Source organism: Streptomyces sp. NBC_01549 (assembly GCF_026339955.1).
Lineage (GTDB): Bacteria > Actinomycetota > Actinomycetes > Streptomycetales > Streptomycetaceae > Streptomyces.
This window is the reverse complement of the sequence record NZ_JAPEPW010000001.1, coordinates 3,809,318-3,836,059: the sequence shown is the minus strand read 5'-3', so window position 1 is coordinate 3,836,059 and position 26,742 is coordinate 3,809,318. Positions and strand designations below refer to the sequence as shown.

Annotated in this window: 26 protein-coding genes and 1 tRNA gene; 11 read left to right on the top strand and 16 right to left on the bottom strand. The window is 70.8% G+C overall.

Features of this window, described 5'->3' with window-relative positions:
* Nucleotides 1-19 precede the first annotated feature (19 nt).
* Nucleotides 20-529: a YbaK/EbsC family protein gene (locus OG819_RS17195; RefSeq protein WP_266650223.1), complete on the top strand. Its 510-nt coding sequence runs from the start codon at nt 20-22 to the stop codon at nt 527-529.
* A complete protein-coding gene (locus OG819_RS17190; RefSeq protein WP_266650219.1) occupies nt 526-1,371 on the top strand; it encodes a DMT family transporter in 846 nt (281 codons plus the stop codon). Before OG819_RS17195 ends, OG819_RS17190 begins: the two co-directional genes overlap by 4 nt.
* Before the next feature lie 16 nt (nt 1,372-1,387).
* Here the strand turns inward: OG819_RS17190 and OG819_RS17185 are convergent, their stop codons facing one another.
* On the bottom strand, nt 1,388-1,747 hold the full coding sequence (locus tag OG819_RS17185) for an SsgA family sporulation/cell division regulator (RefSeq protein WP_266650217.1): 360 nt from the start codon (nt 1,745-1,747) through the stop codon (nt 1,388-1,390).
* A 259-nt stretch (nt 1,748-2,006) separates the two neighbouring features.
* Between OG819_RS17185 and OG819_RS17180 the strand changes: the two genes are divergently transcribed.
* The 6 genes from OG819_RS17180 to OG819_RS17155 all read left to right on the top strand — a co-directional run bounded on the left by OG819_RS17180 (nt 2,007) and on the right by OG819_RS17155 (nt 6,983).
* The gene (locus OG819_RS17180) at nt 2,007-3,047 is read left to right on the top strand and encodes an energy-coupling factor ABC transporter permease (protein WP_266625329.1); all 1,041 of its coding nucleotides are present in this window, start codon (nt 2,007-2,009) and stop codon (nt 3,045-3,047) included.
* A 1-nt stretch (nt 3,048) separates the two neighbouring features.
* On the top strand, nt 3,049-3,810 hold the full coding sequence (gene cbiQ, locus OG819_RS17175) for a cobalt ECF transporter T component CbiQ (protein WP_266433813.1): 762 nt from the start codon (nt 3,049-3,051) through the stop codon (nt 3,808-3,810).
* Nucleotides 3,798-4,559, top strand: a complete 762-nt coding sequence (locus OG819_RS17170) for an ABC transporter ATP-binding protein (RefSeq protein ID WP_266650215.1) — start codon at nt 3,798-3,800, stop codon at nt 4,557-4,559. The genes cbiQ and OG819_RS17170 overlap by 13 nt, the downstream gene beginning before the upstream one ends.
* Before the next feature lie 10 nt (nt 4,560-4,569).
* Nucleotides 4,570-5,049 carry a MarR family winged helix-turn-helix transcriptional regulator gene (locus tag OG819_RS17165; RefSeq protein WP_266625333.1) on the top strand — a complete coding sequence of 160 codons (480 nt, stop codon included), beginning with the start codon at nt 4,570-4,572 and terminating at the stop codon, nt 5,047-5,049.
* A gap of 232 nt (nt 5,050-5,281) precedes the next feature.
* Nucleotides 5,282-5,743 (top strand): organic hydroperoxide resistance protein, encoded by a 462-nt coding sequence (locus OG819_RS17160; protein WP_266433807.1) that lies wholly within the window; start codon nt 5,282-5,284, stop codon nt 5,741-5,743.
* Nucleotides 5,744-5,810: 67 nt separating this feature from the next.
* A complete protein-coding gene (locus OG819_RS17155; RefSeq protein ID WP_266650213.1) occupies nt 5,811-6,983 on the top strand; it encodes a serine hydrolase domain-containing protein in 1,173 nt (390 codons plus the stop codon).
* A 221-nt stretch (nt 6,984-7,204) separates the two neighbouring features.
* On the opposite strand, the gene OG819_RS17150 is transcribed toward OG819_RS17155, so the two are convergent.
* The 3 genes from OG819_RS17150 to OG819_RS17140 all read right to left on the bottom strand — a co-directional run bounded on the left by OG819_RS17150 (nt 7,205) and on the right by OG819_RS17140 (nt 11,419).
* The gene (locus tag OG819_RS17150) at nt 7,205-8,254 is read right to left on the bottom strand and encodes a helix-turn-helix domain-containing protein (protein ID WP_323138139.1); all 1,050 of its coding nucleotides are present in this window, start codon (nt 8,252-8,254) and stop codon (nt 7,205-7,207) included.
* Between the two features lie 236 nt (nt 8,255-8,490).
* The gene (locus OG819_RS17145; protein ID WP_266650211.1) at nt 8,491-10,722 is read right to left on the bottom strand and encodes an MMPL family transporter; all 2,232 of its coding nucleotides are present in this window, start codon (nt 10,720-10,722) and stop codon (nt 8,491-8,493) included.
* Nucleotides 10,723-10,831: 109 nt separating this feature from the next.
* Nucleotides 10,832-11,419, bottom strand: coding sequence for a TetR/AcrR family transcriptional regulator (locus OG819_RS17140; RefSeq protein WP_266625339.1), 588 nt, complete (start codon nt 11,417-11,419; stop codon nt 10,832-10,834).
* A 279-nt stretch (nt 11,420-11,698) separates the two neighbouring features.
* Here OG819_RS17140 and OG819_RS17135 point away from each other — a divergent pair, with 279 nt between their 5' ends.
* Nucleotides 11,699-15,046, top strand: coding sequence for a S41 family peptidase (locus OG819_RS17135; RefSeq protein ID WP_266652711.1), 3,348 nt, complete (start codon nt 11,699-11,701; stop codon nt 15,044-15,046).
* A gap of 162 nt (nt 15,047-15,208) precedes the next feature.
* On the opposite strand, the gene OG819_RS17130 is transcribed toward OG819_RS17135, so the two are convergent.
* The 4 genes from OG819_RS17130 to OG819_RS17115 all read right to left on the bottom strand — a co-directional run bounded on the left by OG819_RS17130 (nt 15,209) and on the right by OG819_RS17115 (nt 18,901).
* Entirely contained in the window at nt 15,209-15,448 is a 240-nt protein-coding gene (locus OG819_RS17130; RefSeq protein ID WP_266433799.1) for a hypothetical protein, read from the bottom strand.
* 86 nt (nt 15,449-15,534) lie between these two features.
* Nucleotides 15,535-16,419 (bottom strand): SDR family oxidoreductase, encoded by an 885-nt coding sequence (locus OG819_RS17125; protein WP_266582987.1) that lies wholly within the window; start codon nt 16,417-16,419, stop codon nt 15,535-15,537.
* On the bottom strand, nt 16,416-17,345 hold the full coding sequence (locus tag OG819_RS17120) for an alpha/beta fold hydrolase (RefSeq protein WP_266625342.1): 930 nt from the start codon (nt 17,343-17,345) through the stop codon (nt 16,416-16,418). The genes OG819_RS17125 and OG819_RS17120 overlap by 4 nt, the downstream gene beginning before the upstream one ends.
* Nucleotides 17,342-18,901: an NAD(P)/FAD-dependent oxidoreductase gene (locus OG819_RS17115; protein WP_266634401.1), complete on the bottom strand. Its 1,560-nt coding sequence runs from the start codon at nt 18,899-18,901 to the stop codon at nt 17,342-17,344. Before OG819_RS17115 ends, OG819_RS17120 begins: the two co-directional genes overlap by 4 nt.
* 160 nt (nt 18,902-19,061) lie before the next feature.
* Between OG819_RS17115 and OG819_RS17110 the strand changes: the two genes are divergently transcribed.
* Nucleotides 19,062-19,688: a MerR family transcriptional regulator gene (locus tag OG819_RS17110; protein ID WP_266652709.1), complete on the top strand. Its 627-nt coding sequence runs from the start codon at nt 19,062-19,064 to the stop codon at nt 19,686-19,688.
* Here OG819_RS17110 and OG819_RS17105 read toward each other — a convergent pair.
* Nucleotides 19,676-20,479 carry an exodeoxyribonuclease III gene (locus tag OG819_RS17105; RefSeq protein ID WP_266650209.1) on the bottom strand — a complete coding sequence of 268 codons (804 nt, stop codon included), beginning with the start codon at nt 20,477-20,479 and terminating at the stop codon, nt 19,676-19,678. The genes OG819_RS17110 and OG819_RS17105 overlap by 13 nt on opposite strands.
* Before the next feature lie 58 nt (nt 20,480-20,537).
* Between OG819_RS17105 and OG819_RS17100 the strand changes: the two genes are divergently transcribed.
* On the top strand, nt 20,538-21,023 hold the full coding sequence (locus tag OG819_RS17100; protein WP_266650207.1) for a GNAT family N-acetyltransferase: 486 nt from the start codon (nt 20,538-20,540) through the stop codon (nt 21,021-21,023).
* Nucleotides 21,024-21,089: 66 nt separating this feature from the next.
* On the opposite strand, the gene OG819_RS17095 is transcribed toward OG819_RS17100, so the two are convergent.
* The 7 genes from OG819_RS17095 to galU form a co-directional block, all read right to left on the bottom strand.
* Nucleotides 21,090-21,163, bottom strand: a tRNA-Ala gene (locus OG819_RS17095).
* A gap of 85 nt (nt 21,164-21,248) precedes the next feature.
* Nucleotides 21,249-22,586, bottom strand: coding sequence for a gephyrin-like molybdotransferase receptor GlpR (glpR, locus tag OG819_RS17090; RefSeq protein ID WP_266650205.1), 1,338 nt, complete (start codon nt 22,584-22,586; stop codon nt 21,249-21,251).
* A 177-nt stretch (nt 22,587-22,763) separates the two neighbouring features.
* Complete coding sequence (locus OG819_RS17085; protein ID WP_266434132.1) at nt 22,764-23,390, bottom strand: GNAT family N-acetyltransferase; 627 nt, start codon at nt 23,388-23,390, stop codon at nt 22,764-22,766.
* A 23-nt stretch (nt 23,391-23,413) separates the two neighbouring features.
* Nucleotides 23,414-23,926, bottom strand: coding sequence for a molybdenum cofactor biosynthesis protein B (locus OG819_RS17080; protein WP_266433790.1), 513 nt, complete (start codon nt 23,924-23,926; stop codon nt 23,414-23,416).
* A complete protein-coding gene (gene moaC / locus OG819_RS17075) occupies nt 23,923-24,402 on the bottom strand; it encodes a cyclic pyranopterin monophosphate synthase MoaC (protein WP_053852462.1) in 480 nt (159 codons plus the stop codon). Before moaC ends, OG819_RS17080 begins: the two co-directional genes overlap by 4 nt.
* A 61-nt stretch (nt 24,403-24,463) precedes the next feature.
* Nucleotides 24,464-25,786 carry a gephyrin-like molybdotransferase Glp gene (gene glp / locus OG819_RS17070; protein ID WP_266625351.1) on the bottom strand — a complete coding sequence of 441 codons (1,323 nt, stop codon included), beginning with the start codon at nt 25,784-25,786 and terminating at the stop codon, nt 24,464-24,466.
* Between the two features lie 4 nt (nt 25,787-25,790).
* The gene (gene galU / locus OG819_RS17065) at nt 25,791-26,693 is read right to left on the bottom strand and encodes a UTP--glucose-1-phosphate uridylyltransferase GalU (protein WP_266433781.1); all 903 of its coding nucleotides are present in this window, start codon (nt 26,691-26,693) and stop codon (nt 25,791-25,793) included.
* Nucleotides 26,694-26,742 lie beyond the last annotated feature (49 nt).

Below are 26,742 nucleotides of genomic sequence, written 5' to 3'. Positions count from 1 at the left end.
GACCGATAGCGTGCCGCGTATGACGACCGACGCCACCGCCGAAGAGTCCGGAGCCCACCCCCGTTTCGCCGAGGCTCTGGAGGAGCTGGGTCTCGCTGATCTGCTGCCGCGCGTCCGCCGCTTCCCGGACGCGACCCGTACCGCCGCCGAGGCCGCCGCCGCGATCGGGTGCGAGCTGAGCCAGATCTGCAAGTCGTTGATCTTCGCGGCGGACGGGGTGCCGGTGCTGGTGCTGATGGACGGGGCGTCGCGCGTGGATGTAGAGCTCGTGCGGCAAGAGCTCGGGGTCGAGAAGGTGACGCGGGCCAAGACCGAGGTCGTACGGGAGACGACCGGGTACGCGATCGGCGGGGTGCCGCCCTTCGGTCACCGTACGAGGACGCGGGTGCTCGCGGACCGTTCGCTGCTCGACCACGACGTGGTGTGGGCCGCGGCCGGCACCCCGTACACCGTGTTCCCCATGGACCCCAAGACGCTGGTCGCGCACGCGGGCGGCACGCTGGTGGACGTGCGCGAGCAGCACCTGTGACCCCCCTGGTCACCACGGCGGTCCTGCTCGCCGCGGTCACCCACGCCTGCTGGAACGCGATCGCGCACCGCATCACCGACAAGCTCGTCGGGTTCGCGCTGATCGCGGGCGGCGGGATGCTGATCGGGCTGGCGCTGATGCCGTTCGTGGCGGTGCCGGCGGCCGGTGCGTGGCCGTATCTGCTCGTGTCGGCCGTGATCCATGTCCTGTACTACGGCCTGCTGATGCGCTCCTTCCGGCTGGGCGACTTCGGGCAGGCCTACCCGATCGCCCGCGGGAGCGCCCCGTTGGTCGTCACCGTGCTGGCGGCCGTGTTCGCGCACGAGGTGCCGGACGCGTGGGCGGCGGCGGGGGTCGCGGTGTCGTGCGCGGGGCTGATGGGGGTCGCCCTGTGGGGGATGCGCGGGCGGCGCCCCAACTGGGCCGCCATCGGCGCGGCGTTGGCCACCGGCCTGTCGATCGCCGCGTACACCGTCGTGGACGGGCTCGGCGTACGGGCCTCCGGTTCCTCCCTCGGGTACATCGCCTGGCTGATGGCGATACAGGGGGTCGTGATCCCGGCGTACGCCGCCCACCGCCTGCGTTCCCGGTTCGTCGCCGTCCTACGGCCCTTCGCCGCCCTGGGGCTGCTCGGTTCGGTGCTGTCCGTGGCGGCGTACGCGCTGGTGCTATGGGCCCAGACGCGCGCGGAACTGGCCCCCATCGCCGCGCTGCGCGAGTCCTCGGTCATCGTCGGCGCGGCGATCGGGGCGTTGTTCTTCAAGGAGAGGTTCGGGGCGCCCCGGATCGCGGCGGCGGGGCTGTTGGTGGTGGGGATCGGGCTGATGCTGCACGCGGGGTAGGCCGGTCGGCGGCTGGTCAGCGAGCCACCGGAGCCGCCGCCGTGTACGTACGGCGCAGGAAGCGGATCAGGGCCTTGGAGTCGAACTGGACGACCGCGACGCCGCCGTGGGCGGAGTGGAACTCCATGACCGCCTGCACGCGACCGCACGGCCACACGCTCACCTCTCCGCTGCTGACCGGGACCCGCAGCCCCTGCTCCAGCAGTTCGCGGGCGAAGGCCCACTCATGGTGGCCGGGCAGCGTGACGTGTACCTGGCGGGGGTCGTCCTCGGGGTCGTAGCGGAGGGCGACGGGGACGGCCTGGTGCTCGTCCTCCGGCGAATCGGCCGAGTCGGTGACGATGTGGGCGCGTGCGTACTGTTCGACGGCGGACATGAACCGGCTCCTCACGCTGCGTTACCTGTGCGGAATCTATGAAACCGTCACCTATCCAATGTCGCACATTCCGGAGATTTCGCCCGTGGACCTCGCCTGTCGATCGGGCTTCCAGACCTGTTGACCGGGTTCCCGGACCAGCCCGCACCATGCATCGGCGCCTCACCACCCTCAGCCGTCACCACCCCGCCGCCTTCGCCACTATTCAAGGGCACCTCGCTCTTGCAAGCCGTTCGCAACAAGGCACTATCATCGAACGGTGCATGTGCCTGACGGATTCATCAACGCCCCGGTCTCCGCGGCCACCGGAGTAGTCGCCGCCGGTGCCGTCGCCGTGAGCCTGCGCGGCGCCCGCCGCGAGCTCGACGAGAAGACCGCACCGCTCGCCGGCCTGGTCGCCGCCTTCATCTTCGCCGTGCAGATGCTGAACTTCCCGGTCGCGGCCGGGACCAGCGGACATCTGCTCGGCGGCGCGCTCGCGGCGATACTCGTCGGCCCCTTCACCGGGGTCCTCTGCGTCTCCGTGGTCCTGCTGATGCAGGGCATCCTCTTCGCCGACGGCGGCCTGACCGCACTCGGCGTGAACATCACGGACATGGCGATCGTCACGACGGTCGTCTCGTACGCCGTCTTCCGGGGCCTGCTGAAGGTCCTGCCGCGCAAGAAGCGCTCCGTCACCGTGGCGGCCTTCGTCTCCGCGCTCCTTTCCGTCCCGGGTGCCGCCGTCGCCTTCACCCTCATCTACGCCCTCGGCGGCACCACCGACGTCCCGATCAGCAAGGTCGCCACCGCAATGATCGGCGTGCACGTCCTCATCGGCATCGGCGAGGCCACGATCACCGCTCTCACGGTCGGCGCGGTCATCGCCGTACGACCGGACCTCGTCTACGGGGCGCGCGGTCTGCAGCAGCGGCTGAAGCTGCGCGTCGGCGGCGAACTGGTCGACGCGCCCGCACCCGCCGTTCCCGTGGCCGCCCGGACCTCCCGCCGCAAGGTGTGGGCGGTCGGCCTCGTGGCCTCTCTCGTCCTCGCGGGCTTCGTCAGCTTCTACGCGTCCGCGAGCCCCGACGGCCTGGAGAAGGTCGCCAAGGACCAGGGCATCGACAAGAACACCAAGAAGCACCACACCGAGGACTCCCCGCTCGCCGGGTACGGCGTCAAGGACATCTCCGACGCCCGGATCTCCGGCGGCCTCGCAGGTGTGATCGGCGTCGGGGTGACCGTCGTCGCGGGCACGGGGATCTTCTGGACGGTACGCAGGCGCCGCAGCGCCGACGTCTCCCCCTCGCAGGTGGCCTGAGGTGGGCGCGGGTCACGCACACCGGCTCTACCGGCACGGGCACTCCCCCGTGCACGCCCTGCCGCCGCACACCAAACTCGCCGCGGCCTTCGCCTTCGTCGTCGTGGTCGTCTCCACCCCGCGCGAGGCGATGTGGGCCTTCGCGCTGTACGCCGCGCTCCTGGCGACGGTGGCGTACCAGGCCCGGGTACCGGCCGGCTTCCTCCTCAAGCGGCTGCTGATCGAGATCCCGTTCGTCGCCTTCGCCGTGCTCATGCCGTTCGTGGCGGAGGGCGAACGGGTGGACGTCCTCGGTCTGTCGCTCAGCGTGAACGGCCTGTGGGGCGCCTGGAACGTCCTCGCCAAGGGCACCCTGGGCGTCGCCGCCTCCGTACTCCTCGCCTCGACGACCGAACTGCGCGAACTGCTGCTGGGACTCCAGCGGTTGAAGCTGCCCCCGCTCCTCGTGCAGATCGCCTCCTTCATGATCCGCTACGGCGATGTCATCACGGACGAGATGCGGCGGATGCGGATCGCGCGGGAGTCGCGGGGCTTCGAGGCCCGGGGTGTGCGGCACTGGGGCGTCCTCGCGAAGTCGGCGGGCGCCCTGTTCATCCGCTCCTACGAGCGCGGCGAGCGCGTCCATCTCGCCATGGTGAGCCGGGGGTACGCCGGTTCGATGCCGGTCATCGACGAGGTGACCGCGTCCCGGGCGCAGTGGTCGTACGCCCTCGCCCTCCCGTTCGCCGCCCTTGTCGTCTGCCTGCTGGGATGGACCCTGTGACCCCCTCTCTGGAAGTGGCCGGACTGGCCTTCGCCTACCCCGACGGGCACCAGGCCCTCTTCGGCGTGGACTTCACCATCGGCCGGGGCGAGCGCGTCGCGCTGCTCGGCCCGAACGGCGCCGGCAAGACCACCCTCGTCCTCCATCTCAACGGCATCCTGACCGGCGGCGCCGGAACCGTGACAGTGGCCGGACTCCCGGTCGGCAAGCGGCACATGGCGGAGATCCGGCGCAAGGTCGGCATCGTCTTCCAGGACCCGGACGACCAGCTCTTCATGCCGACCGTGCGCGAGGACGTGGCCTTCGGGCCCGCGGCCGCCGGACTGAAGGGCGCCGAGCTGGAGGAGCGCGTCCATGCGACCCTGGAGCGGGTCGGCATGGCGGACTTCGCCGACCGTCCCCCGCACCATCTGTCGTTCGGGCAGCGACGCCGGGTGGCCGTCGCGACCGTCCTCGCTATGGAGCCGGAGATCCTCGTCCTCGACGAGCCGTCCTCCAACCTCGACCCGGCCTCACGCCGCGAACTCGCCGACATCCTACGGTCGTTGGACGTCACCGTCCTCATGGTCACGCACGACCTGCCCTACGCCCTCGAACTGTGCCCCCGGGCGCTCATCCTGAGCGACGGCGCGATCGCCGCGGACGGGAGGACCGGCGAACTGCTCTCCGACGACGAGCTGATGCGCACCCACCGCCTGGAGCTGCCCTTCGGTTTCGACCCGCGCTCGACAGCTGCGCGTACTCCGTGACAATGGGCGCGTGACGAAACAAGGGGACCAAGAGGACTTCGGATCGGCCGGGTCGCTGTTCCTCGACGACCAGCTGTGCTTCGCGCTGTACGCGGCCCAGCGCGCGGTGACCGCCGCGTACCGGCCGCTGCTGGAGGAGCTCGGCGTCACCTACCCGCAGTACCTCGTCCTGCTGTTCCTCTGGGAGCGCGGCGAGACCACGGTCAAGGAGCTGGCGGGCGCGCTGCGGCTGGACTACGGCACGGTGTCGCCGCTGCTCAAGCGCCTGGAGTCGGCCGGTCTGGTCCGCCGTGAGCGCTCCGCGCGCGACGAACGGTCGGTGCTGGTGGCGGTCACCGGGCGCGGTGAGGCGCTGCGGGAGCGCGCGGCGGGCGTACCGCGGGCTCTGCGTGCGGCGACCGGGCTGAGCGAGGACGACGTGGCCAGGATGCGCCAGGAGCTGTGGGGGCTGGCCGAGCGGGCGGAGGGTGCGGCGGGGCGCGGGCACTGACCTGCCCACCCGGGGCGGGACGGGGCCCGCCGGGCGGGAAAGACCGGGAAAGACCGGGACAGGCCGGGGCGGGATCGGGGTTACCGACGGTTTCTACCCCCTGGTGATCAACCTCTCGTACTGGCGGGTACCTTGTGCACGATGTACTTGCACACTCCCGTGTTCTGTACGCGCGCGCTTCTCTGCGTTCCGTTCGTCTCCATAGTCCGTTCGCCCTGGGGGAGGTCCCGCCATGATCGATGGCACCGCTCTTGATGACACCGTCGTCGACACGCGCCCGACGAAGATCATGTACGTCGCCGAGGCCACCGCGCACGGCGGCCGGGACGGCTATGTCACCAGCCAGGACGGCCAGATCGAGCTGAAGGTCGCGATGCCGCCCGCGCTCGGCGGTGACGGCAACGGCACCAACCCCGAGCAGCTCTTCGCCGCCGGGTACAGCGCCTGCTTCCACAACGCGCTGGTGCTGGTGGGCCGCCGCGCCGGACTGGACCTGACCGGCTCCACCGTCGCCGCGAAGGTCGGCATCGGGCCCAACAAACAGCGCGGCTACGGTCTCGCGGTCGCCCTGAGCGTCTCGCTGCCCGTCCTCGACCAGGGCGTCGCGACCAAGCTCGTGGACGCGGCGCACGAGGTCTGCCCGTACTCGAACGCGACCCGGAACAACATCGAGGTCACGATCCTGCTCGGTTAGGAATCGAGCCTTCCGCGTGTGTGTTGCATCCACTGTTGACGGTGGCCGGGCGACAGGGAGTACGGACGTGAACGTGAACGGCACAGTCGCCGAGGGCTTCGAGCCGGTCAGGGAAGCGTTCGTACGCAACTTCGACGCACTCGGGGAACGGGGCGCGGCGGTCTCCGTGTACCGGCACGGGCGCAAGGTCGTCGACCTGTGGGGCGGCGCGCGGGACGTGGACGGTACGACGGACTCGGCGCCCTGGGAGCACGACACCGCCCACGTCATGCACTCCGCGACCAAGGGCGTCGGGGCCGCCGTACTCCTGATGCTGCACGAGCGCGGCAAGCTGGACCTGGACGCACCGGTCGGGCAGTACTGGCCCGAGTTCAAGGCCCGGGGCAAGGAGCGGCTCCTGGTGCGGCATGTGCTGTCGCACCAGGCGGGCGTGCCCGTGGTCGACGTGCCGCTGACCCCGGCCGAGGCCGCGGACCCGGACCGTACGGCCGCGTCGATCGCGGCGCAGACCCCCCTCTGGGAGCCGGGCACGGACCACGGCTACCACCCCCACACCTTCGGCTGGATGCTCTGCGAACTCGTCCGCCGTGTCACCGGCGGCCGGGGCGTGAGCGAGTTCATCGCGACGGAGATCTCCGCCCCGCTCGGCCTGGACCTCTGGGTCGGACTGCCGCAGGCCGAGGCCCACCGGGTGGGCCGCGCGGGCCGAGTCGATCCGCCCGAGCCCTCCAGCGCCCTGCGCACCCGCCCGAAGCGGTCGGTGGCCGAGGCCTACAAGGACCCGGACTCGACGACCGTCCGCGCCTTCGCCGCGATCACCCCGCCGCCCGACGACAACGACCCCGCCTACCGCGCGGCGGCCCTCCCCGCCTCCAACGGCATCGCCACGGCCGACGGCCTCGCCCGTTTCTACGCCGCCCTGATCGGCGAGCTGGACGGCACCCGCCTGTTCGCCCCGGCCACGGTCGAGCTGGCCCGCGCCGAGGAGTCAGCGGGACCGGACCGCACCCTGATCGTCAACACCCGTTTCAGCCTCGGCTACATGCTCCACGGCACCGCCTCCCCGCTGCTGGGCCCGGCCTCGTTCGGCCACCCCGGCCGCGGCGGCCCACTGGGCTTCGCGGACCCCGAGTCGGGCATCGCCTTCGGCTACGTCACGAACGGCTTCCGCAAGACGGTGACGGCCGATCCACGGGCGCAGGCGCTGGTGCGGGCGGTACGGGCGGCACTGCCGTCGTAACCGGTCCACGGACGGCCGGCCGTCGGTAGCCGGTCCACGCGTGGCACTGTCCTCGTAGCCGGTCCACGGGCGGCTGTCCTCGTAGCCGACCGGGCCGGGGCCGTGCCAGGACTCCCCCACGGTCCTGGCGCCGCCCCTTCCGGACCGCCCGTCCCTCGCCGCGCGGCGATCACCAGAATGCGGGGCCGACGTCCCGTCTGTCGTTGGCGGACAGTCCCCACTTACTTGGCGGAGAGTCCACGGCCTTCCGCGCGTGCCGCGCGGTCCTCTGCCGCCGCCCGCGCGCGCAGTTCGCTCGGCGGGACGCCATGGGCGGTGCGAAAGGCCCGCGTGAACTCGGCGGCGCGAGGGAAGCCCCAGCGGGCGGCGACGGTATGGACCGGCATCGCGCGCAGTGCCGGGTCGGCGAGATCGCGGCGGGCGTTCTCCAGCCGCTGATCGCGGATGTAGGAGGCCACGGTGAGGCCCTCGGCCTGGAAGAGGCGGTACAGATGGCTGCGCGAGATGTGGTGCGCGGCGGCGATCCGGGCGGGGGTCAGCTCCTGGTCGCCCAGATGCCGGCGGATGAACGCCTTGATGCGCAGGGTCAGCGTCCGGCCATGGGTCTCCGGCGGCAGCAGACGGTCGGCGTCCAGAGCGTGCGCGAAGACGGCCGTGACCAGATCGGTCAGGACCGTTCCCAGCCGGGGCGCGTCCGACGGCTGGTACGAACCGGTGTCCGAGGCCAACTGGACGAGGAACTGCGCCAGGAGCGCGCCGAGCCCCTCGCTGCCCGAGATCCGGCCGCCGATCACCTGGTCGGCCCGGTTCGCGGGCAGCGCCACCAGCGACCGCGGGATCTCGACTCCCACGAGGCTGACCGGGTCGGCGCCGGTGTGTATCTCGTACGACCGTGAGGAACAGTTGGTGTGGATGTCGTTGACCCGGTAGGCGGCCTGCTGTCTGTCCCAGGCGGCCGCTCCCTCTCCCCGCAGCAGGAGGGAGAGGTGGTACACCTCGGGATCGGACTGGCGGATCAGCTTCGGCGTCCGACGGAAGACCAGGTGGTCGAAGGTCGCCGGCCACACGGTGACCTCCCCCAGCCCGATCATGCGCTGGTGCGCGCGGTAGTCCGCCGCACGGTCGCTGGCCAGCTGCATCGGCGCGTGCGTACGGCCCATGCGCTGTGTCCACGCCTCGAACCGGTCGGCGACCGGCAGGTCCGCGGTTTTGAAGACCGACTCGTACAACACGGTCAGCGGTCGGACACGTGCGTCACGAATCGCCTCCACGTGGCGGGGGCGACAGCCGAAGTGCTCACAGCTCTCCCGGAATTGCTCGACGAAGGCCGACGACTCCCCAGGTGAGAGAGCCTGCGACCGGACAATCGCCTAGCGTAGTTCGAGATTCCGCAACTGTGTCAGGGCCGGGACCGGGTTCCCCGTGGACGGCGAGGGGCACCCCGCCGTGACGCGGGGTGCCCCTCTTCAGCCTCAGCAGGTCGAGAGACCTGGGCTCAGGCCCGGACTCAGACCTTGACCAGCTCCCGGTCCTCGTCCCGGCCCGCGTCACCGGGGCCCTGGCCCTTCTCCTCCGCCGAGCGCAGACCCTCGCCCTCGACGTCCACGTTGGGAAGCGCCCGGTCCAGCCACTTCGGCAGCCACCAGGCCTTCTTCCCGAGCAGGGCCAGCACCGCCGGGACGATCGCCATGCGGACCACGAACGCGTCGAAGAAGACCGCGATCGCGAGGCCGAAGCCGATCATCTTGATCATCGACTCGCTGGAGCCGATGAAGCCGGAGAACACGGCGATCATGATGACCGCGGCCGCCGTGACGACCCGCGCCCCGTGCCTGAAGCCGGTCACGATCGCCTGGTGGGGCTTCTCCCCGTGGACGTACGCCTCACGCATCCGGGTCACGAGGAACACCTCGTAGTCCATCGCGAGCCCGAAGACGACACCCACCATGAAGATCGGCATCATCGACATGATCGGGCCGGTCTCCTCGACGCCCAGGAGTCCGGACAGCCAGCCCCACTGGAAGACGGCGACGACCGCGCCGAGCGCCGCCATCACGCTCAGCAGGAAGCCGAGCGCCGCCTTCAGCGGGACCAGGACCGAGCGGAAGACCACGATCAGGAGGAGGAAGGCGAGGCCGACGACCAGCGCGAGATACGGGATCAGCGCGTCGTTGAGCTTCTGCGAGAAGTCGATGTTCATGGCCGTCGTGCCGGTGACCAGGACCTTCGCGTCGGTCGTCGTCGTGATGGTGCCGCCCGCGTCACGGATGGCGTGCACCAGGTCCTCGGTCTTGACGGAGGACGGCTTCGAGTCGGGGATGACCGTGATCGTCGCGGTGTCCCCGGCCTTGTTGAACGCCGCCGGGCTGACCGACACGACGTCCTTCATGTCCTTGACGGTGTTGGTGACCTTGGTCGCCGCGGCCTTGGGGTCGTCGCTGGACTTGCCGTCCACGACGAGCATGAGCGGGCCGTTGAAGCCGGGCCCGAAGCCGTCGGACAGCAGGTCGTACGCCCGGCGCTGGGTGGTCGACGTGGGCTGCGAACCGTCGTCGGGCAGGCCGAGTTCGAGCGAGGTCGCCGGGAGCGCGGCGGCGCCCAGGCCGAGCACACCGAGCACCAGCACGGCGAGCGGCCGGCGCACGACGAAGCTCGCCCAGCGGGTGCCCATGTTGGGCTTGCCCTCCTTCTTCGCGGCACGCCCGCCGCCGAGCAGCTTGCTCTTCTTGCCGGCGGGCTGGACCTTGCGGCCCGCGTAGCCCAGCAGGGCCGGAATCAGCGACAGCGCGATCAGTACGGCGATGGCGACCGTGCCCGCCGCCGCGACGCCCATCTTCGTCAGCATCGGGATGTTGACGACCGACAGGCCGACCAGCGCGATCACGACGGTCAGACCGGCGAAGACGACTGCCGAGCCCGCCGTGCCGACGGCCCGTCCGGCCGCCTCCTCGCGCTCCCGGCCCTCGGCCAGTTCGGCCCGGTAACGGGAGACGATGAAGAGGGCGTAGTCGATACCGACCGCGAGGCCGATCATCATCGCCAGGGTGGAGGTGGTGGTGCCCAGGTCCAGCGCGTTCGCCAGCGCCGTGATCGTCGAGACACCGATACCGACGCCGATCAGCGCGGTCAGCAGCGGCAGCCCGGCCGCGATCAGCGAGCCGAAGGTGATGACGAGGACGACCGCGGCGACCGCGATACCGATGACCTCGGTCGAGCCGGTCTCGGGCGTCGCCTGGAGCGCGTCACCGCCGACCTCGACGCTCAGCCCGGCGTCCCTCGCCTGCTGCGCGGCCTCCTCCAGGGCGGTCTTCGAGGAGTCCTTCAACTCCATGCCGGACACCTCGTACTTCACCGAGGCGTAGGCGACCGACCCGTTCTTGCTCACCGCGTGGGACTTGAAGGGATCGGAGACGGAGGTGACCTCGGAGCCGTCGCCGAGCGCCTTGACGGTCTTCTCGACGGTCGCCTTGTTGGTCTTGTCGCCCATCTTCTCGCCGGCGGGCGCCTTGAAGACCACGCGGGCGGTCGCGCCGTCGGCGCTCATCCCGGGGAAGCGCTGTTCCAGCAGGTCGAAAGCTTTCTGCGCTTCGGTGCCGGGGATCGAGAAAGAGGACGCGCCCGCAGTGGGCGCGGAGGCGGCGCCGACACCCGCCAGCGTCAGCAGGGCCACCCATATCAGGGCGACGAAATGGCGTCGCCTGAAGGCGAGTCGGCCGAGTTTGTAGAGGAATGTGGCCACGAGGGCGTACTCCCGGTCAGGTCGTTTGCTGGCAACTGGGCAGGGGAGATCAGCCCGACGACGTGAGCGGTCGCGTCAGGTGCAGGGCGTTGCTGAAGATCGGGGAGGGTCAGGCGCCGAGAGCGGGGAGGATCACGGCGTCCATGTACGAGGTGAGGAAGTCCTGGGTGGGTGGCAGCTCGTCGACGATGCCGCGCACCGCGAAGGCGCCGATCATCATGTGCAGCACGTAGTCCTGGGCGGGGTTGTCCGCCCGGATCTCGCCCCGGCCGACGGCGCGCCGCAGGATCTCGCGGAGCATCTCGGCCTCCGGCTCGATGATCCACTCGCGGAAGGCGCGCAGGAGATCGGGGTTCCCGTGCAGTGCCGTGGCCAGACCCCGCATCAGCGCGGAGTTCTGCTCCATGTGACAGTCGTCCTCACGCCTCACCATGGCGTGGAAGTCGCCCCGCAGGGATCCGGTGTCGATGTCGCTGGTGATCGGCTTCTCGTGCCGCAGCGCCTTCACGACGAGCTCGGCCTTGCCGCCCCACTGGCGGTAGAGCGTGGCCTTGCTGGACCGGGTGCGGGCAGCCACGGCGTCCATGGTCAGGGCGTCGTAGCCGACCTCCCGGAGCAGTTCGAGCACGGCCGCGTACAGCTCGGCCTCACGCTCGGGGGTGATCCGACTGCGACGCACCGTTGCGGCTTCAGTCATCCCACTCACCTTCTCTGCTCCGGACTACACGGTTTCGTACACCTATGAAGATACCCTGCGATTGAAAGAAACGAAACCGTTTCGTACGTGTGCTGGGTCACGCCCGCCCGAAAAGACACCTACCCACAAGTTGCCAGGGGCCTCCGGGAGTAAAAGCATGGGTAGGTGAGCGACGCGTATGAGAAGGCGACCACGGACCAGGCGCGCCCCGGGAACAACGCGAGCAACGGGGACAACGCACCCGGCTACCTCCGCTTCCCCCATCTCAACGGCGACCGTCTGTGCTTCGCGGCCGAGGACGACCTGTGGATGGCCCCCCTCGACGGGCCGGGCCGCGCCTGGCGGCTCACCGTCGACCGGACCAAGGTCGGCCACCCCCGCTTCTCCCCCGACGGCCGGTACATCGCGTACACGAGCTGGCGCAGCTTCGTGCCGGAGATCCATCTGGCCCCCGTGGACGGCGGTCCCTCCCGGCGGCTCACCTACTGGGGCAGCGCGGACACCCAGGTCTGCGGCTGGTCGCCGCCCGACAAGGACGGGCACAGCGACATCCTCGCCGTCGCCTCCCACGGCCAGCCCTTCTCCTACTTCACCTGGGCCTACAAGGTCCCCACCGACGGCGACCCCGGTGGCGCGCTCCCCTGGGGCCCGGTCGCCGCCATCCAGGTCGCCGACCTCGACGGCGAACACAAGACGCTCCTGCTCACCGGTACCCCGCCCCACGAGCCCGCCGCCTGGAAGCGCTACCGGGGCGGCGCCACCGGCCGGCTCTGGCTGCACGGACGACGGCTGCTCGCCGACCTCGACGGCCACCTCGACTCCCCCATGTTCGTCGGCTCCCGTATCGCCTTCCTCTCCGACCACGAAGGGATCGGGAACCTGTACTCGTGCGCGCACGACGGTTCCGACCTGCGCCGCCACACCGACCACGACGCCTTCTACGCCCGGCACGCCTCCAGCGACGGCACCCGGGTCGTCTACCAGTGCGCCGGGGACCTGTGGATCGTCGACGACCTGTCCCCGGGCTCGGTCCCGCGCCGCCTCGACGTCCGCCTCGGCGGTCCGCGCGCGGGACGGCGTACGTACCAGGTGCCCGCGGCGCAGCACGTGGACGGCATCTCGGTCGACGAGACGGGCCGCGCCGGCGCCGTCGTCGTACGCGGCAGCCTGCACTGGCTCACCCACCGCGACGGCCCCGCGCGCACCATCGCGGACACTCCCGGCGTACGCGTCCGGCTCCCCGAGATGCTCGGCTCCGGTGGCCGGATCGCCTACGTCACAGACGCGGACGGCGAGGACGCCGTCGAGATCGCCTTCCTCCCCCGGGCCTCCGGCCAGCGCGAGCCGCGCCGCCTTGCCTCCGGTGAACTCGGCCGCGTACTGGAGATGGTCTCCGACCCGCAGGGCGAACGCCTCGCGATCGCCTCGAACGACGGACGGCTGCTACTCCTGGACACGACGGAGGAGGCCGAGGAAACCTCCCCGGCGGAGGGGGCCGCGACGGAGGACTCCGGAGGCAGCCCCCCGACGGAGGAGGCCGGGGACACCTCCCCGACGGAGTCCGAGGCCGCCTCCCCGACAGAGCCCGAGGGCACCTCCCCCACGGAGTCCCGCGGAGGCGAGGTCACAGAGCTGATCACCTCGATCAACGGACCGGTGCGCGACCTCGCCTTCTCCCCGGACGGGGCCTGGCTGGCCTGGTCGCACCCGGGAATCGGCCGCTCCCTGCGCCAGATCAAGATCGCGCGCATAAAGGACCGGCTCATCGTCGACGTCACCAACGGCCGTTTCGAGGACGAGAACCCCGTCTTCACCCGCGACGGCCGCTACCTCGCCTTCCTCTCCTGGCGCGGCTTCGACCCGGTGTACGACGTCCACACCGGCGACCTCTCCTTCCCGCTCGGCTGCCGCCCCTACCTCGTCCCGCTGTCCTCCGCCACCCCCTCCCCCTTCGCCCTCAACCCCGACGGGCGGCCGGTCGCCGGGGGCCTGGACCCGATCGAGGACGAGGGCGCGGACGGCGCGGTGAGCGTCGAACTGGAAGGCCTGGAGAGCCGGGTGACCCCCTTCCCGGTCACCGCCTCCAAGTACTCGGCGCTGTACCCGGTCGCGGGCGGCGGTCTGGTCTGGCTGCGCTGGCCGATCTCCGGCGCACTCGGCGAGACCTTCGTCAACCCCGACGACACCTCCGGCCGGCCGACCCTGGAGTTCTTCAACATCAGCAAGGCGAAGAAGTCCGAACTCGTCCAGCACCTGGACTGGTTCGCGGTCAGCGGCGACGGCTCCCGGCTGGTCGTCGTGGACGAGGGCGATCTGCGGGCGGTCCCCTCGACCGAGGTCGGTGACTCCGACTCGACGGTCTGGATCGACCTGCGCCGCATCATCCACGAGGTGGACCCGCCCGCCGAGTGGCGCCAGGCCTACGAGGAGGCGGGCCGCCTCACCCGCGCCTACTTCTGGGAACCCCACATGTGCGGCATCGACTGGGACGGTGTGCTCGCCCAGTACCGTCCGCTCGTCGAACGGATCGCCTCCCCCGACGACTTCGCCGACCTCCTGCGCGAGGTCCTCGGCGAACTCGGCACCTCCCATGCGTACGTCGCCGCCGCCCGCCGCAACGAGGGCCCGGCCCACTACCAGCGCTGGCAGGGCCTGCTCGGCGCCAACTTCCTCCGTCGCAACGGCAGTTGGATACTGAAGCGGATCCTTCCCGGCGACTCCTCCGACTCCAAGGCCCGCTCCCCGCTCGCCGGCACCGGCATCCGGGAGGGCGCGGCCCTCACCCACGTCGACGGCCGCCCGGTCGACCCGGTCACCGGCCCCTACCCTCTGCTCGCGGGCGCGGGCGGCACGACGGTGGAGCTCACGTTCGCCCCGGCGACGGGCGAGGGCGCCTCGCGCCGGGTGGCCGTCATCCCCCTGATCGACGAGCGCCCCCTGCGCTACCAGGACTGGGTGGCCAAACGCCGCGAGGTCGTACGGGAGTTGAGCGGGGGCCGCTGCGGCTACCTCCACATCCCCGACATGGGCGGCTCGGGCTGGGCCCAGTTCAACCGCGACCTGCGCCTGGAGGTCTCACGCCCCGCACTGATCGTCGACGTACGCGGCAACGCGGGCGGCCACATCAGCGAACTCGTCGTGGAGAAGCTCACCCGCACGATCCTCGGCTGGGACCTGACACGCAACGCCCAGCCGGTGTCGTACGCCTCGAACGCCCCACGCGGCCCGATCGTGGCCCTCGCCGACGAAGCGACCGCCTCCGACGGCGACATGATCACCGCCGCGTTCAAGCTGTTGAAGCTCGGCCCGGTCGTCGGCCAGCGCACCTGGGGCGGGGTCGTCGGCATGACCGGCCGCCACCGCCTCGGCGACGGCACGGTGATCACGGTGCCGATGAACGCCGCCTGGTTCGACGCGTACGGCTGGTCCGTCGAGAACCAGGGCGTCCCCCCGGACCTGGCGGTCCTGCGCACCCCGCTGGACTGGGCCGAGGGCCACCACACCGAAATGGACACCGCCATCCAACTGGCCCTGGACCTCCTGACCACCCACCACGCGGCCTCCCCACCCGACTACTCGAACGCCCCCGACAGATCAAGACCAAAACTCCCCCCAAGATCTCAATAGAGGCCGGGGGAGAAGCGCACCTGCAAGGGGCGCGGGGAACTGCGCGACAAGCCCCCACCGCCCCGCACCCAACAACGCACCCCCGACGCCGACCAAAAGCGTGGGGCGCCCCCAACAAGCAGGGGCGCCCCACAACTCGGCCTAAGCCAGCCCAGCGAACCGTCAGACGTCGTAGTCCTGGTCGAACCGCTCCTTCGCCTCACGCTGCGTGCGCTCGGCCTCCGGAATCGACCGGTCACGCCCCTGCGGGGAGCGCTCGCCCGTCTGCGGGGTACGCGCACCCGGCTGCGGGGAGTGCTCGCCAGGACGGCCCTTCTCGTGGCCCATCTCCTGGCCCATCTTCTTCTTGCCCTGCTGCTTCATCTGCTCGGCCTTGTTCTGCATCTGGTCCTTCTTGCCCATGAGGTTTCACTCCCATTTGTGGGTGAGGGGGATCGGGCTCGACCAGACTTACACGCACGGACTACGCACGCATTTCGATCAGTCACTCACGGTGAGATCCCCTGCTGGCGCTGCTCGTCGGCCGCCCCACCGGCACCCACAAGCCCCTTACCCACGCCCTTGAGCCGCGGCTCGAACCGCCTCATCTCCCGCTGTCCTACCGCCCCGATGATCCCGGGGAGGTAGCCCCGGACACCCTGCATCCCGCGCAGCCACCACTGCGCGTACACATGGCCGGACCGCCGTTCGATCCCCGCGACGATACGGTCGACGGCCGGCCCCAGCGGATACGTCTTGTTGGACGGCCATGGCAGCCGCTGCCTCAACTCCCGCATCACCTCGTCCTGATCGGCCCCGCGCACCATGTCGGTGTCGGTCCAGGACAGGTAACCGACCCCGACCCGCACGCCCTTGTGGCCGACCTCGGCGCGCAGGCTGTGCGCGTACGCCTCCACGCCCGACTTGGACGCGCAGTACGCCGTCATCATCGGCGCCGGGGTGATGGCCGCGAGCGAGGCGATCTGGAGCAGGTACCCCCGGCTCTCCATCAGCACGGGCAGGAACGCCCGCGCGGTGACCGCCGATCCGATGAGGTTGACCTCGATGACCCGCCGCCAGGCGACGGGATCGGACTCCACGAAGGGGCCGCCGTTCGCCACACCGGCGTTGGCGACGACGATGTCGACCTTCCCGAACCGTTCCTTCACCTCGGCCGCGACCTGGGCCATCGCCTCGTGGTCGGTGACATCGGCGTACCAGAAGCCGCTTTCGCCGTGCAGCCGCTCCGAGACCTCCTTGAGCGCCTCCGGTTCCAGGCCGACCAGCGCGACCTTGGCGCCGCGCGCGGAGAGCTTGCGGGCGAGGAGTTCGCCGACGCCCCGCGCGGCCCCCGTGACGACCGCGACCTGCCCTTCCAGGCTCACCTTGGTCATGCGCTGCCCTCCTTGATCTCTGCGTAGGTGGAGACGAGTTCGCGTATGCGGGAGGTGACCAGCTCCGGCGCCTCCACCGGTGTCATGTGCCCGAGCCCGGCCAGTTCGGTGATGCCGACACAGTTCGGCAGGGTCGCGACCAGGGCGCGCGCGTGCACCACGGGCGTCAGCCGGTCCGCCGTACCCACCAGCACGGCCGTCGGCACCGCCAACTCCCGTACGCCGTGGTCGAGATCCAGCACATCGAGCACCTTCGACCAGGCATGCCGCACCGTGCGGGGACAGGCGTGCACGATCCGCGCGCACGCCTCCACCATGCCCGGCGACGAACCGGCGCCCATGGTCGCGTACTTGAGGATCCACCGGGCGACCGGCGTGACGGGCCCGAGCGGTGCGGCAGACCCGAGGATCCTCTTGGTCACCCGGGTCCGCAGCCGCCCGGCCGGCATCGGCACCACCCGCGCCTCGGCCACCAGCCGCGAACTGCCCGTGCTGCACAGCAGGGCCGCCACCGCGTGCTCCCGGAAACGCGGCCGCGCCGAGGCGGCCATCAGCGTCATCCCGCCCATGGAGTGCCCGACGAGCACGGCCTTCTCGCCCGGCGCGAGGGTGGCCGCGAGGACGGCTTCCAGGTCGTCGGCGAGCGCGTCCGTAGTGCACGCCCGGCTCGCGGGGCTGCGTCCGTGTCCACGCTGGTCGTAGGCGATCACCCGGTGGTCGACGGCGAGGTCCCGTACCTGCGCGGCCCAGAAGGCGGTCGAACAGGTCCAGCCGTGCGCGAGGACGACGGTGGGCGCGGCCGGATTGTCCGCGGGTCCGTGCACCTCCACGTGCAACCGGGCGCCGTCGGCGGAGACGGCGGTCAGTTCGCGCGCGGGCGCGGGCGGCGCGTACGGCCCGTGTTCGGCATGCGTCAGTCGACTCACGCTCCCGCCTCCACCCTCTTGGCGCCCTTTGTACCGGAGTTCTTGGTGCGCGACGCGGGTGTGCGCGGACCGGTTCCGCTCGGCCCGGGGGCGCGCAGCACCTCGTACTCTCCCAGGTCCACCCGCCGCGTGGCGCTACGGAACTCGGTCGTCGTACCCGGCCAGATGGTGGTGTTGCGGCCGCTCGCGTCGAGGTACCAACTGGTGCAGCCGCCGGTGTTCCACACCGTGCGCCGCATCCGCTCCTGGACCTTATCGTTCCAGTCCTCCACGGCGTCGGGGCGGGCGTCGAGGGCCGCCCGTCCACCCAGCACGTCCAACTGCCGCACATAGTCGGCCATGTAGTTCAGCTGGGACTCGATCACCAGGATCATGCTGGAGTTCCCGAGCCCGGTGTTCGGACCGATGATCGTCATCCAGTTGGGGAACCCGGCCGCGGTGGCCCCACGCAGCGACTTCATGCCGCCGCGCCACACCTCCGCGAGCGTCCTGCCCTCCGCTCCGACGACCCGGTCCGCGATCGGCATGTCGGTGACGTGGAAGCCCGTACCGAAGATGATCGCGTCGACCTCGGCCGTGCTGCCGTCGGCCGCGACGAGGGTGGAGCCGTCGATCTTGGCGAGCCCGGAGGCCACGACGTCGACATTGGCCCGGGTGAGCGCCGGATAGTAGGTGTTGGAGAGCAGGATCCGCTTGCACCCGATCCGGTAGTCGGGGGTCAGCTTGGCCCGCAGCACCGGATCCTTGACGGCCCGTGCCATGTTCCGCCCGGCCAGCCGCTCGACGAGGCCGAGTTCGCCTGGGCGCTTGGTGAACGCATGGACCTGCAACTCCCTGATCCCCCACAGCAGTCCGCGCCGGGCCTGGGTGGTGAAGGGCAACTGCTTGTGCAGCCACCGTTCGGCACCGGTGATGGCCCGGTCGACCCGGGGCATCACCCAGGGCGGAGTGCGCTGGAAGAGGGTCAGCCGGGCCACCTCCGGCTGGATGGCGGGCACGATCTGGATGGCCGAGGCGCCCGTGCCGATCATGGCTACGCGCTTGCCGCGCAGGTCGTAGTCGTGGTCCCAGCGGGCCGAGTGGAAGACCTTGCCGGGGAAGGAGTCGATCCCCGGTATGTCGGGGACCTTGGGATCGGAGAGCGGCCCGGTGGCGGACACGACCACATCGGCGGTGAGGAACCCACGGCTGGTCTCGATCCCCCACCGGAGCTTCTCCTTGTCCCACGCCATCCTCTTCACCTCGGAGTCGAAGCGCAGATGCGGGCGCAGCCCGAAGACGTCGGTGACGTGCTCCAGATAGGCCCGGATGTGCTCCTGCCCGGAGAAGGTGCGCGGCCAGTCGGGGTGGGGCGCGAAGGAGAACGAGTAAAGGTGCGAGGGCACATCACAGGCGCACCCGGGATAACTGTTGTCCCGCCACGTACCCCCGACGCTCCCGGCCCGTTCCAGGACGACGAAGTCGGTGATCCCTTCGCGGCGCAGCCGCACCGCGGCCCCCAGGCCGCCGAACCCGGACCCGATCACCGCGACGCGCACATGCTCGTGCTCGGTCATCCCGACCATCCCACGTCTCCCTAGCGCCCGACCCTGCCAGTGAACACTGGCACAATGGGAGACTAGAGCAGCTCCGTACTGATGGGTAGGGTCGCGACCACGAAAGTTACCGACGGTACGACGTAGGGTTTCGCACGTGGCGGAGAAGCGTGAGTACCGGATGGAGGAGCTGGCCGAGGAGGCCGGCATCACCGTGCGCACCCTGCGCTTCTACCGGGAGCGCAAGCTGATACCGCCACCCCGCCGCGAGGGCCGTATCGCCTGGTACGACCACACGCACCTGGCCCGTCTGCGCACGATCTCGGCGCTGCTCGAACGCGGCCACACCCTCAGCGGCATCGCGGAGCTGGCCGAGGCCTTCGACCACGGCCGTGACGTCGGTGAACTCCTCGGGCTGGGCGCGCCCACCGAGGAGACCCCCGTCCGCCTCTCCCCCGAGGAGCTCGCCGACGTCTTCGCCGGCCAGGCCACCCCGGAGAACCTCGCCGCGGCCCTCGACCTCGGCTATCTCGCCACCGACGGCGGCGAGATCGTCCACATCAGCCGCCGCCTGCTCGACGTCTCGGCGGCCCTGGTCCGCGAGGGCATCACCCTGGCCGACGTCCTCACCGCCGCCCGCCGCGTCCGCGACCACGCCGACGCCCTCGCCGACCTCTTCGCCGGCATCGTCCTCACGGAAAACCGCACGGCGGAAGACCTCAAACGCCTGCGCCCCCTGGCGAAGAGCGTGGTGGAGGCAGAGGTGTCGATGGCTCTGGACCGGCGACTGCGGGACTACAGCTCGTAGACGACCGTCACCGGCGCATGGTCGGACCAGCGCTCCCCGTGCGTCGCCGCCCGCTCCACGAACCCCTTCACGGCCTTGCCCGCGAGCCCCGGGGACGCGACGTGGTAGTCGATCCTCCACCCTGAATCATTGTCGAAGGCCCGCCCCCGGTACGACCACCACGAGTACGGCCCCTCAGCGTCCGGGTGCAGCGCCCGTACGACGTCGACGTACCCGCCGTCGTCCGCGTCCAGGACCCGTCCCAGCCACGCGCGCTCCTCGGGCAGGAAGCCGGAGTTCTTCTTGTTGGCGCGCCAGTTCTTGAGGTCGGCCTCCTGGTGGGCGATGTTCCAGTCGCCGCAGACCACGACCTCGCGCCCGTCGGCGGCGGCGCGCTCGCGCAGCTCCTTCAGGTGGGCGAGGAACTCGTCCATGAACCGGACCTTCTCGTCCTGCCGTTCGGTGCCGACCTCACCGGAGGGCAGGTAGAGGCTGGCAACGGTGACACCGGGCAGGTCGGCCTCGACATAGCGTCCACTGGAGTCGAACTCCTCGGACCCGAACCCGATCCCCACCCGGTCGGGCTCGCGCCGGGTGTACAGGGAGACGCCCGCGCGCCCCTTGGCGGCCGCGGGGGCGTGCACGACGTGCCACCCCTCCGGCGCCCGGACGTCCTCGGGCAGCTGCCCGGGCTCGGCCCGCACCTCCTGAAGGCACAGCACGTCCGCGGAGGTCTCCGCGAGCCACTCCACGAAGCCCTTCTTGGCGGCGGCCCGGAGCCCGTTCACATTCACCGAGGTAACAGTCAGCACCCGGGCACGATACTTAATCCATTCCACCCAGCGGGCGCATAGATGTACGATACTCCGCATGTATATCCGCCCGGTCCCGTACGACCACCCCGACGCCGTCAAGCTCAACGACCAGGTGCAGGCCGAATACGCCGAGCGCTACGGCGATGAGGGCGATGTCACACCGCTCGACGCGTCGATGTTCAAGCCGCCGCTCGGCCTGTACCTCCTCGCCTACGACGAGCGGGACCGCCCGATCGCTTCCGGCGGCTGGCGCGGCCAGGACAAGAACGAAGAGGGCTACTCGGACGGCGACGCCGAGCTCAAGCGCATGTACGTGACCCCACAGGCCCGCGGTCTCGGCCTCGCCCGACGGATCCTGGCCGCCCTGGAGGACGATGCCCGCGCGGCCGGCCGCACCCGCATGGTCCTGGAGACCGGCGCCAAGCAGCCCGAGGCGGTCGCCCTCTACCTCTCCAGCGGCTACGAGCCCTGCACCAAGTTCGGCTATTACCGCTTCCACGAACTGAGCCTCTGCTACGCCAAGCCGCTGACCACTCGGTGAACGAGAGAATGTGGCCGAACAGGCAAGAACCCCGCCGGACGAATCCGACGGGGTTCTGAATTGCAGTGGACCTGAGGGGATTTGAACCCCTGGCCCCCTCGATGCGAACGAGGTGCGCTACCGGACTGCGCCACAGGCCCTTGCAACGAGTGAAACTCTAGCATCCCCGTCGGGGTGCTTGGAAATCCGTTCCTGGCTGGTCAGCCGGGGCTCCCGAGCGCCTGGTCATTCGTTGGCGGCGCGCGGCCGTTCACCGTCCTCGTACTGGTCGAACAGCGGAGTGCGACCGCGCTCGCGGGCCCGCCGGGCGGACGCGGCGCGCCGGGCGTCGCTACGACCGTCGTCGGCGGCCTCGGCCGTCTCGGCGGCTTCGGGGCCCTCCTCGGCGGCGGGCTCCTCGTCACACGGCTCGACGGTGCTGGAGCGCGCGGAGCTCCACGCGTCCGGCGCTCCGAGGTCGACGCTGGACGTGGCCCGGGGCGCGACCGGCGCGGTCACGTACGTCGGCAGCGGAACCGGCACCGGGTCCCAGCTGTCGCCCCGGCCGGGGCCCTGCTGACGCTCACGCTGCTGGTCGACCCACTCGGCGTGGTCGGTCTGCTCGACGAGCGCGCGACGGTCGGCCGCGAGCGCGGACAGACCGGGGTCGGTCTCCGGCTCGGGGCTGTCGTCGGGCTCGTCGGCGCCGGGGTCGAGGGTGGGCCGCCGACGCGGCTGCCGCTCCCGCAACCGCTGCGCCGCGGCCTCGGCCCGGCGCCGGTCCATGGTGTACGTGAAGCGCCGGCGCTCCTGGGCACGCAGATACACGATGTACGAGCTCAGCATCACGGCGGGCACGCCGGGTGCCCACAGGAACGCGAGCCCCCCGACCGCCGCCACGATCGCGCCCAGCGTGAACGCGAGGAAGAGCATCACGGTCGTACGCCGTCGGCGCGCGAGAACCTTCGAGCGCCGGGCGCGCGCCGCGGCCTCCGCCGCGGAGACCCGCCGCGCGGCCGGAACCCTGGAGGCCTCGGAGTTGGCCGAATCCGATCCCGAGCCCGAGCCCGAAGCCGAACTCGACGTCGAACCCGACGACGGTGCCGACCCTGATCCCACCCCCGACCCTGCCCCCTGTCCCGACCCCGGTTCCGGCGCCGACGACTTCGGCGCGGGTGGGGCCGACTGCTGTGGCACCGCCCGGCCGGCCGCGGAGGAGCCCTGTGGGGCACCCTGGCGGGTGGCGGCCTGCGGCGCCTGCTGCGGTTCGGGCTGGGCGGACGGCGGGAGTTGGGCCTTGGTCTGCTGCCGGACCGGAGGCATGGCGAAGGCCCGGACGTCCACCGAGTCGGTGACCGCGTCCGGATCGGCGCTGGGCTCCCCCTCTTCGGCGGAGCGCGCCCGCAGGTCCCTGGCGTACCGACGCTCCATTCCCGCCCGTCCGGACAGCAGCCGGATGGCGGTGCTGAAGCGTTCCGTCGGACGGGCTTCGTTCAGCTCGTCCTGCCTACGGAGCCACATCGGCACCAAGTAGGCGGCCCAGGCCCCGACGATGACTGCGTAGATGAGGCCGCTGCTGCTCACGTCTCACACGGTAGAGGGGTTTGCGTGAGGCCATCTGCCAATTCGGCCGGTGTGTCGCACGATCCGGCTGATATTTCGAGCCTTTTTTGTGACCGATGCGATCAGCAGGCCACAGGGAGCGCGAATTTAATGCCCTCAGCCGATCGCGCAACGATCAATTTCGAACATACATTTCATTTACTGAGTACCGGGCTTGCTCTGGTTCTCCGAGCGGCCCCGCATCGATCGTGCCCGCCGCCAACGCCCCAGCAACCCCTCCGGCACCTCTTCCGCGGTGAGAGCGAAGACGAGATGGTCCCGCCAGGCCCCGTCGATGTGGAGATAACGCGGCCGGAGCCCTTCCTCGCGGAATCCGAGTTTCTCCACGACCCGGCGGCTCGGTCCGTTCTCCGGGCGAATGCAGACTTCGATGCGGTGCAGTCCGACCGTGCGGAAGCAGTGGTCGGTCACCAGCGCCACGGCCGTCGGCATCACTCCGCGCCCCGCCACCGACTGGTCCACCCAGTAGCCGATGTGCCCGGAGCACATCGATCCCCAGGTGATCCCGGCGACGGTCAGCTGCCCGACCAGACGGCCCTGGTACTCGATGACGAAGGGCAGCATCCGGCCCGCGTTGGCCTCGGCGCGCAGATGCCGGACCATCTGGCGGTAGGTCGGCCGGTGCGCTATCGGACCGCTGGGCGTGGGCGGCGGAATCGTCGCCTCCCAGGGCCGCAGCCAGTCCCGGTTGCGCCGGTTCACCTCGCGCCAGGCCCGCTGGTCACGCACCTTTATCGGCCGGAGGACGACATCGCCGTCCACCAGTTCGACGGGCCAGGATGGGCTGTTCAGCTCGCACCCCCACTGCCGCTGGGTCCGGGGTGGTCGCCGCCGCGGATCTGGTCGACGGCGTGGATCAGAAGGGGCTCCAGGACGGCCAGGCCGTCCTTCACCCCGCCGGTGGAACCCGGCAGGTTGACAATCAGCGTCCGTCCCGCGACTCCCGCGAGCCCCCGGGACAGCGCCGCCGTGGGCACCTTCTCTCTTCCGAACGCCCTGATGGCCTCGGGAATGCCCGGCACCTCGTGATCGAGCACGCGCCGGGTGGCCTCGGGCGTCCGGTCGGTGGGCGAGATCCCGGTCCCGCCGGTGGTCACGATCACGTCGTACCCGCCGTCGACACCCGCGCGCAGCGCCGCTTCCACCGGGTCGCCGTCCGGCACCACCCGGGGACCGTCGACCTCGAAGCCGCACGCCGTGAGCCCCTCGGCGATCAAGGGGCCGCCCCTGTCCTCGTAAACCCCCGCGGCGGCTCTGTTCGAGGCCGTGACGACGAGCGCGCGGTACGACGGTGCCGTCATGCCCGGCTCCAGTCGCCCGACTTTCCGCCCGTCTTCTCTTCCACCCGTACGTCCGTGATGACCGCCCCCTTGTCGACCGCCTTGACCATGTCGATCACGGTGAGGGCCGCCACGCTGACCGCGGTGAGGGCCTCCATCTCGACGCCCGTACGGTCGGTGGTCTTCACGGTGGCGAGGATCTCGACGGCGTCGTCCGCGACCGACAGATCAAGCTTGACACCCGACACCGACAACGGGTGACAGAGCGGGATCAGATCCGGGGTGCGCTTGGCGCCCATGATGCCCGCGATGCGCGCGGTGGCCAGGGCGTCGCCCTTGGGGACGCCCTCACCACGCAGCAGTTCGATCACACGGGGCGAGACCAGGACACGGCCGCTGGCGCGGGCGGTGCGCGCGGTCACGTCCTTCCCGGAGACGTCGACCATACGGGCGGCGCCCGCCTCGTCGATGTGGGTCAGTCGGTCCTGCGTACTCATGTCTGCGCGGCGCTCCCGGTCGGGCCTCTTGTGCGCGACACGGTACCGCCACTCGGGGCACTCAGCCGAGCAGGACCACTTCGACCTCGGTGCCGGACTCGACCGAGGTGACGTCCTCGGGGACGACGATCAGCGCGTCGGCCTGGGCGAGGGCCGCGACCAGGTGGGATCCGGCGCCGCCGACCGGGGTCACCCTGCCGTCGGCGTACCTCCCGCGCAGGAACTGCCGGCGGCCGTCGGGCGAGGTCAGCGCCTTGCCGGTCTCCAGGGTCGCCTTGGTGGTGGGGCGGTGGACGTCGTCCAGGCCCATCAGAGTGCGGATCGCGGGGCGGACGAACAGCTCGAAGGAGACGTACGACGAGACGGGGTTGCCCGGGAGCGCGAGCAGCGGGGTGTGCTCGGGGCCGATCGTGCCGAAGCCCTGGGGCTTGCCGGGCTGCATGGCGAGCTTGCGGAAGTCGATGCCGCTGCCCGCCTCGTCCTCGTCGCCCACCGAGGACAGGGCCTCCTTGACGACGTCGTACGCGCCGACGCTCACGCCGCCCGTGGTCACCACGAGGTCCGCGCGGATGAGCTGGTCCTCGATGGTGGCGCGGAGCGTCTCGGCGTCGTCGGCGACCGCGCCCACCCGGTAGGCGATGGCCCCGGCGTCGCGGGCGGCGGCGCACAGGGCGAAACTGTTGGAGTCGTAGATCTGGCCGGTGCCCAACGCCTCGTCGGGCTGGACGAGTTCGCTGCCGGTGGACAGGACGACCACGCGCGGGCGCGGGCGCACGCGTACGGTGCCGCGACCGATCGCGGCGAGCAGGCCGATCTGGGGCGGGCCGAGGATCGTGCCGGCCTCGAGCGCGCGGTCTCCCGCCTTCACGTCGCTGCCCTTCGCGCGCACGTGCGCGCGTGCCTCGGCCGGGCGGTGGACGTGCACCTGGCCGGAGGCGCCCTCGGGGGCGGCGCTGTGGGCCCGCATCCCGGAGACCGGACCCTCGCCCAGACCGCCGTCGGTCCACTCCACCGGGACGACGGCCTCAGCACCGGGCGGCAGCGGGGCGCCGGTCATGATGCGGGCTGCCTCACCGGGGCCCACATGGGGCTGCTCGCCCTGGCCTGCCGCGACATCGCCGACGACCGTGAGGACCGCCGGGTACTCCTCGCTCGCGCCCGTGACATCGGCGACCCGGACCGCGTACCCGTCCATCGAGCTGTTGTCGAACGGCGGCAGGGAGACCGCCACCGTGACGTCCTCGACCAGGACACAGCCCTGGGCGTCGAGGAGTTGCAGCTCGATGGGTTCGAGGGGACGAACGGTCGCGAGGATGTCCTCCAGGTGCTCGGTCACCGACCAGAGGTGGTCCTGGCCGGTGACACGGGTCGCGGCGCTGCTCAAATTCCTACATCTCCTCGGCTACGTAACTGCGAAGCCAGGTCCGGAAGTCCGGGCCCAGGTCCTCACGTTCGCACGCGAGCCTGACAATGGCACGCAGATAGTCGCCACGGTCGCCTGTGTCATAACGGCGCCCCTTGAAGACGACGCCGTGCACGGGGCCGCCGACCTTCTCGTCCTGCGCGAGCTGCTGGAGGGCGTCGGTGAGCTGGATCTCGCCGCCGCGGCCGGGCTCGGTCTTGCGGAGTATGTCGAAGATGTGCGGGTCGAGAACGTAGCGCCCGATGATCGCGTAGTTACTGGGCGCGTCCGCCGGGTCCGGCTTCTCGACCAGGCCCGTCACCTTGACGAGGTCGCCCTCGTCGGTGGTCTCGACGGCCGCGCACCCGTAGAGGTGGATCTGCTCGGGCGCGACCTCCATGAGCGCGATGACGCTGCCGCCGTGCTGCTCCTGGACCTCGACCATGCGGGCGAGGAGGGGGTCACGGGGGTCGATCAGGTCGTCGCCGAGGAGCACCGCGAAGGGCTCGTGACCGACGTGCGGAGCCGCGCACAGGACGGCGTGGCCGAGGCCCTTGGGGTCGCCCTGGCGCACGTAGTGCATGGTGGCCAGGTCGCTGGACTCCTGGACCTTGGCGAGCCGGTCGGCGTCGCCCTTCTTCTGAAGGGCGGACTCCAGCTCATAATTGCGGTCGAAGTGGTCCTCGAGAGGGCGCTTGTTGCGGCCGGTGATCATCAGGACGTCGTCGAGACCCGCCGACACGGCCTCTTCGACCACGTACTGGATCGCCGGCTTGTCGACGACCGGCAGCATCTCCTTGGGAGTGGCTTTGGTGGCCGGCAGGAACCGGGTGCCGAGGCCTGCTGCGGGGATGACAGCCTTGCTGATCCTGGGGTGCGACTCAGTCATGCCCGTAACCATATCCGGTGGCTATGAGCAGAATCTGATACTCCACCTT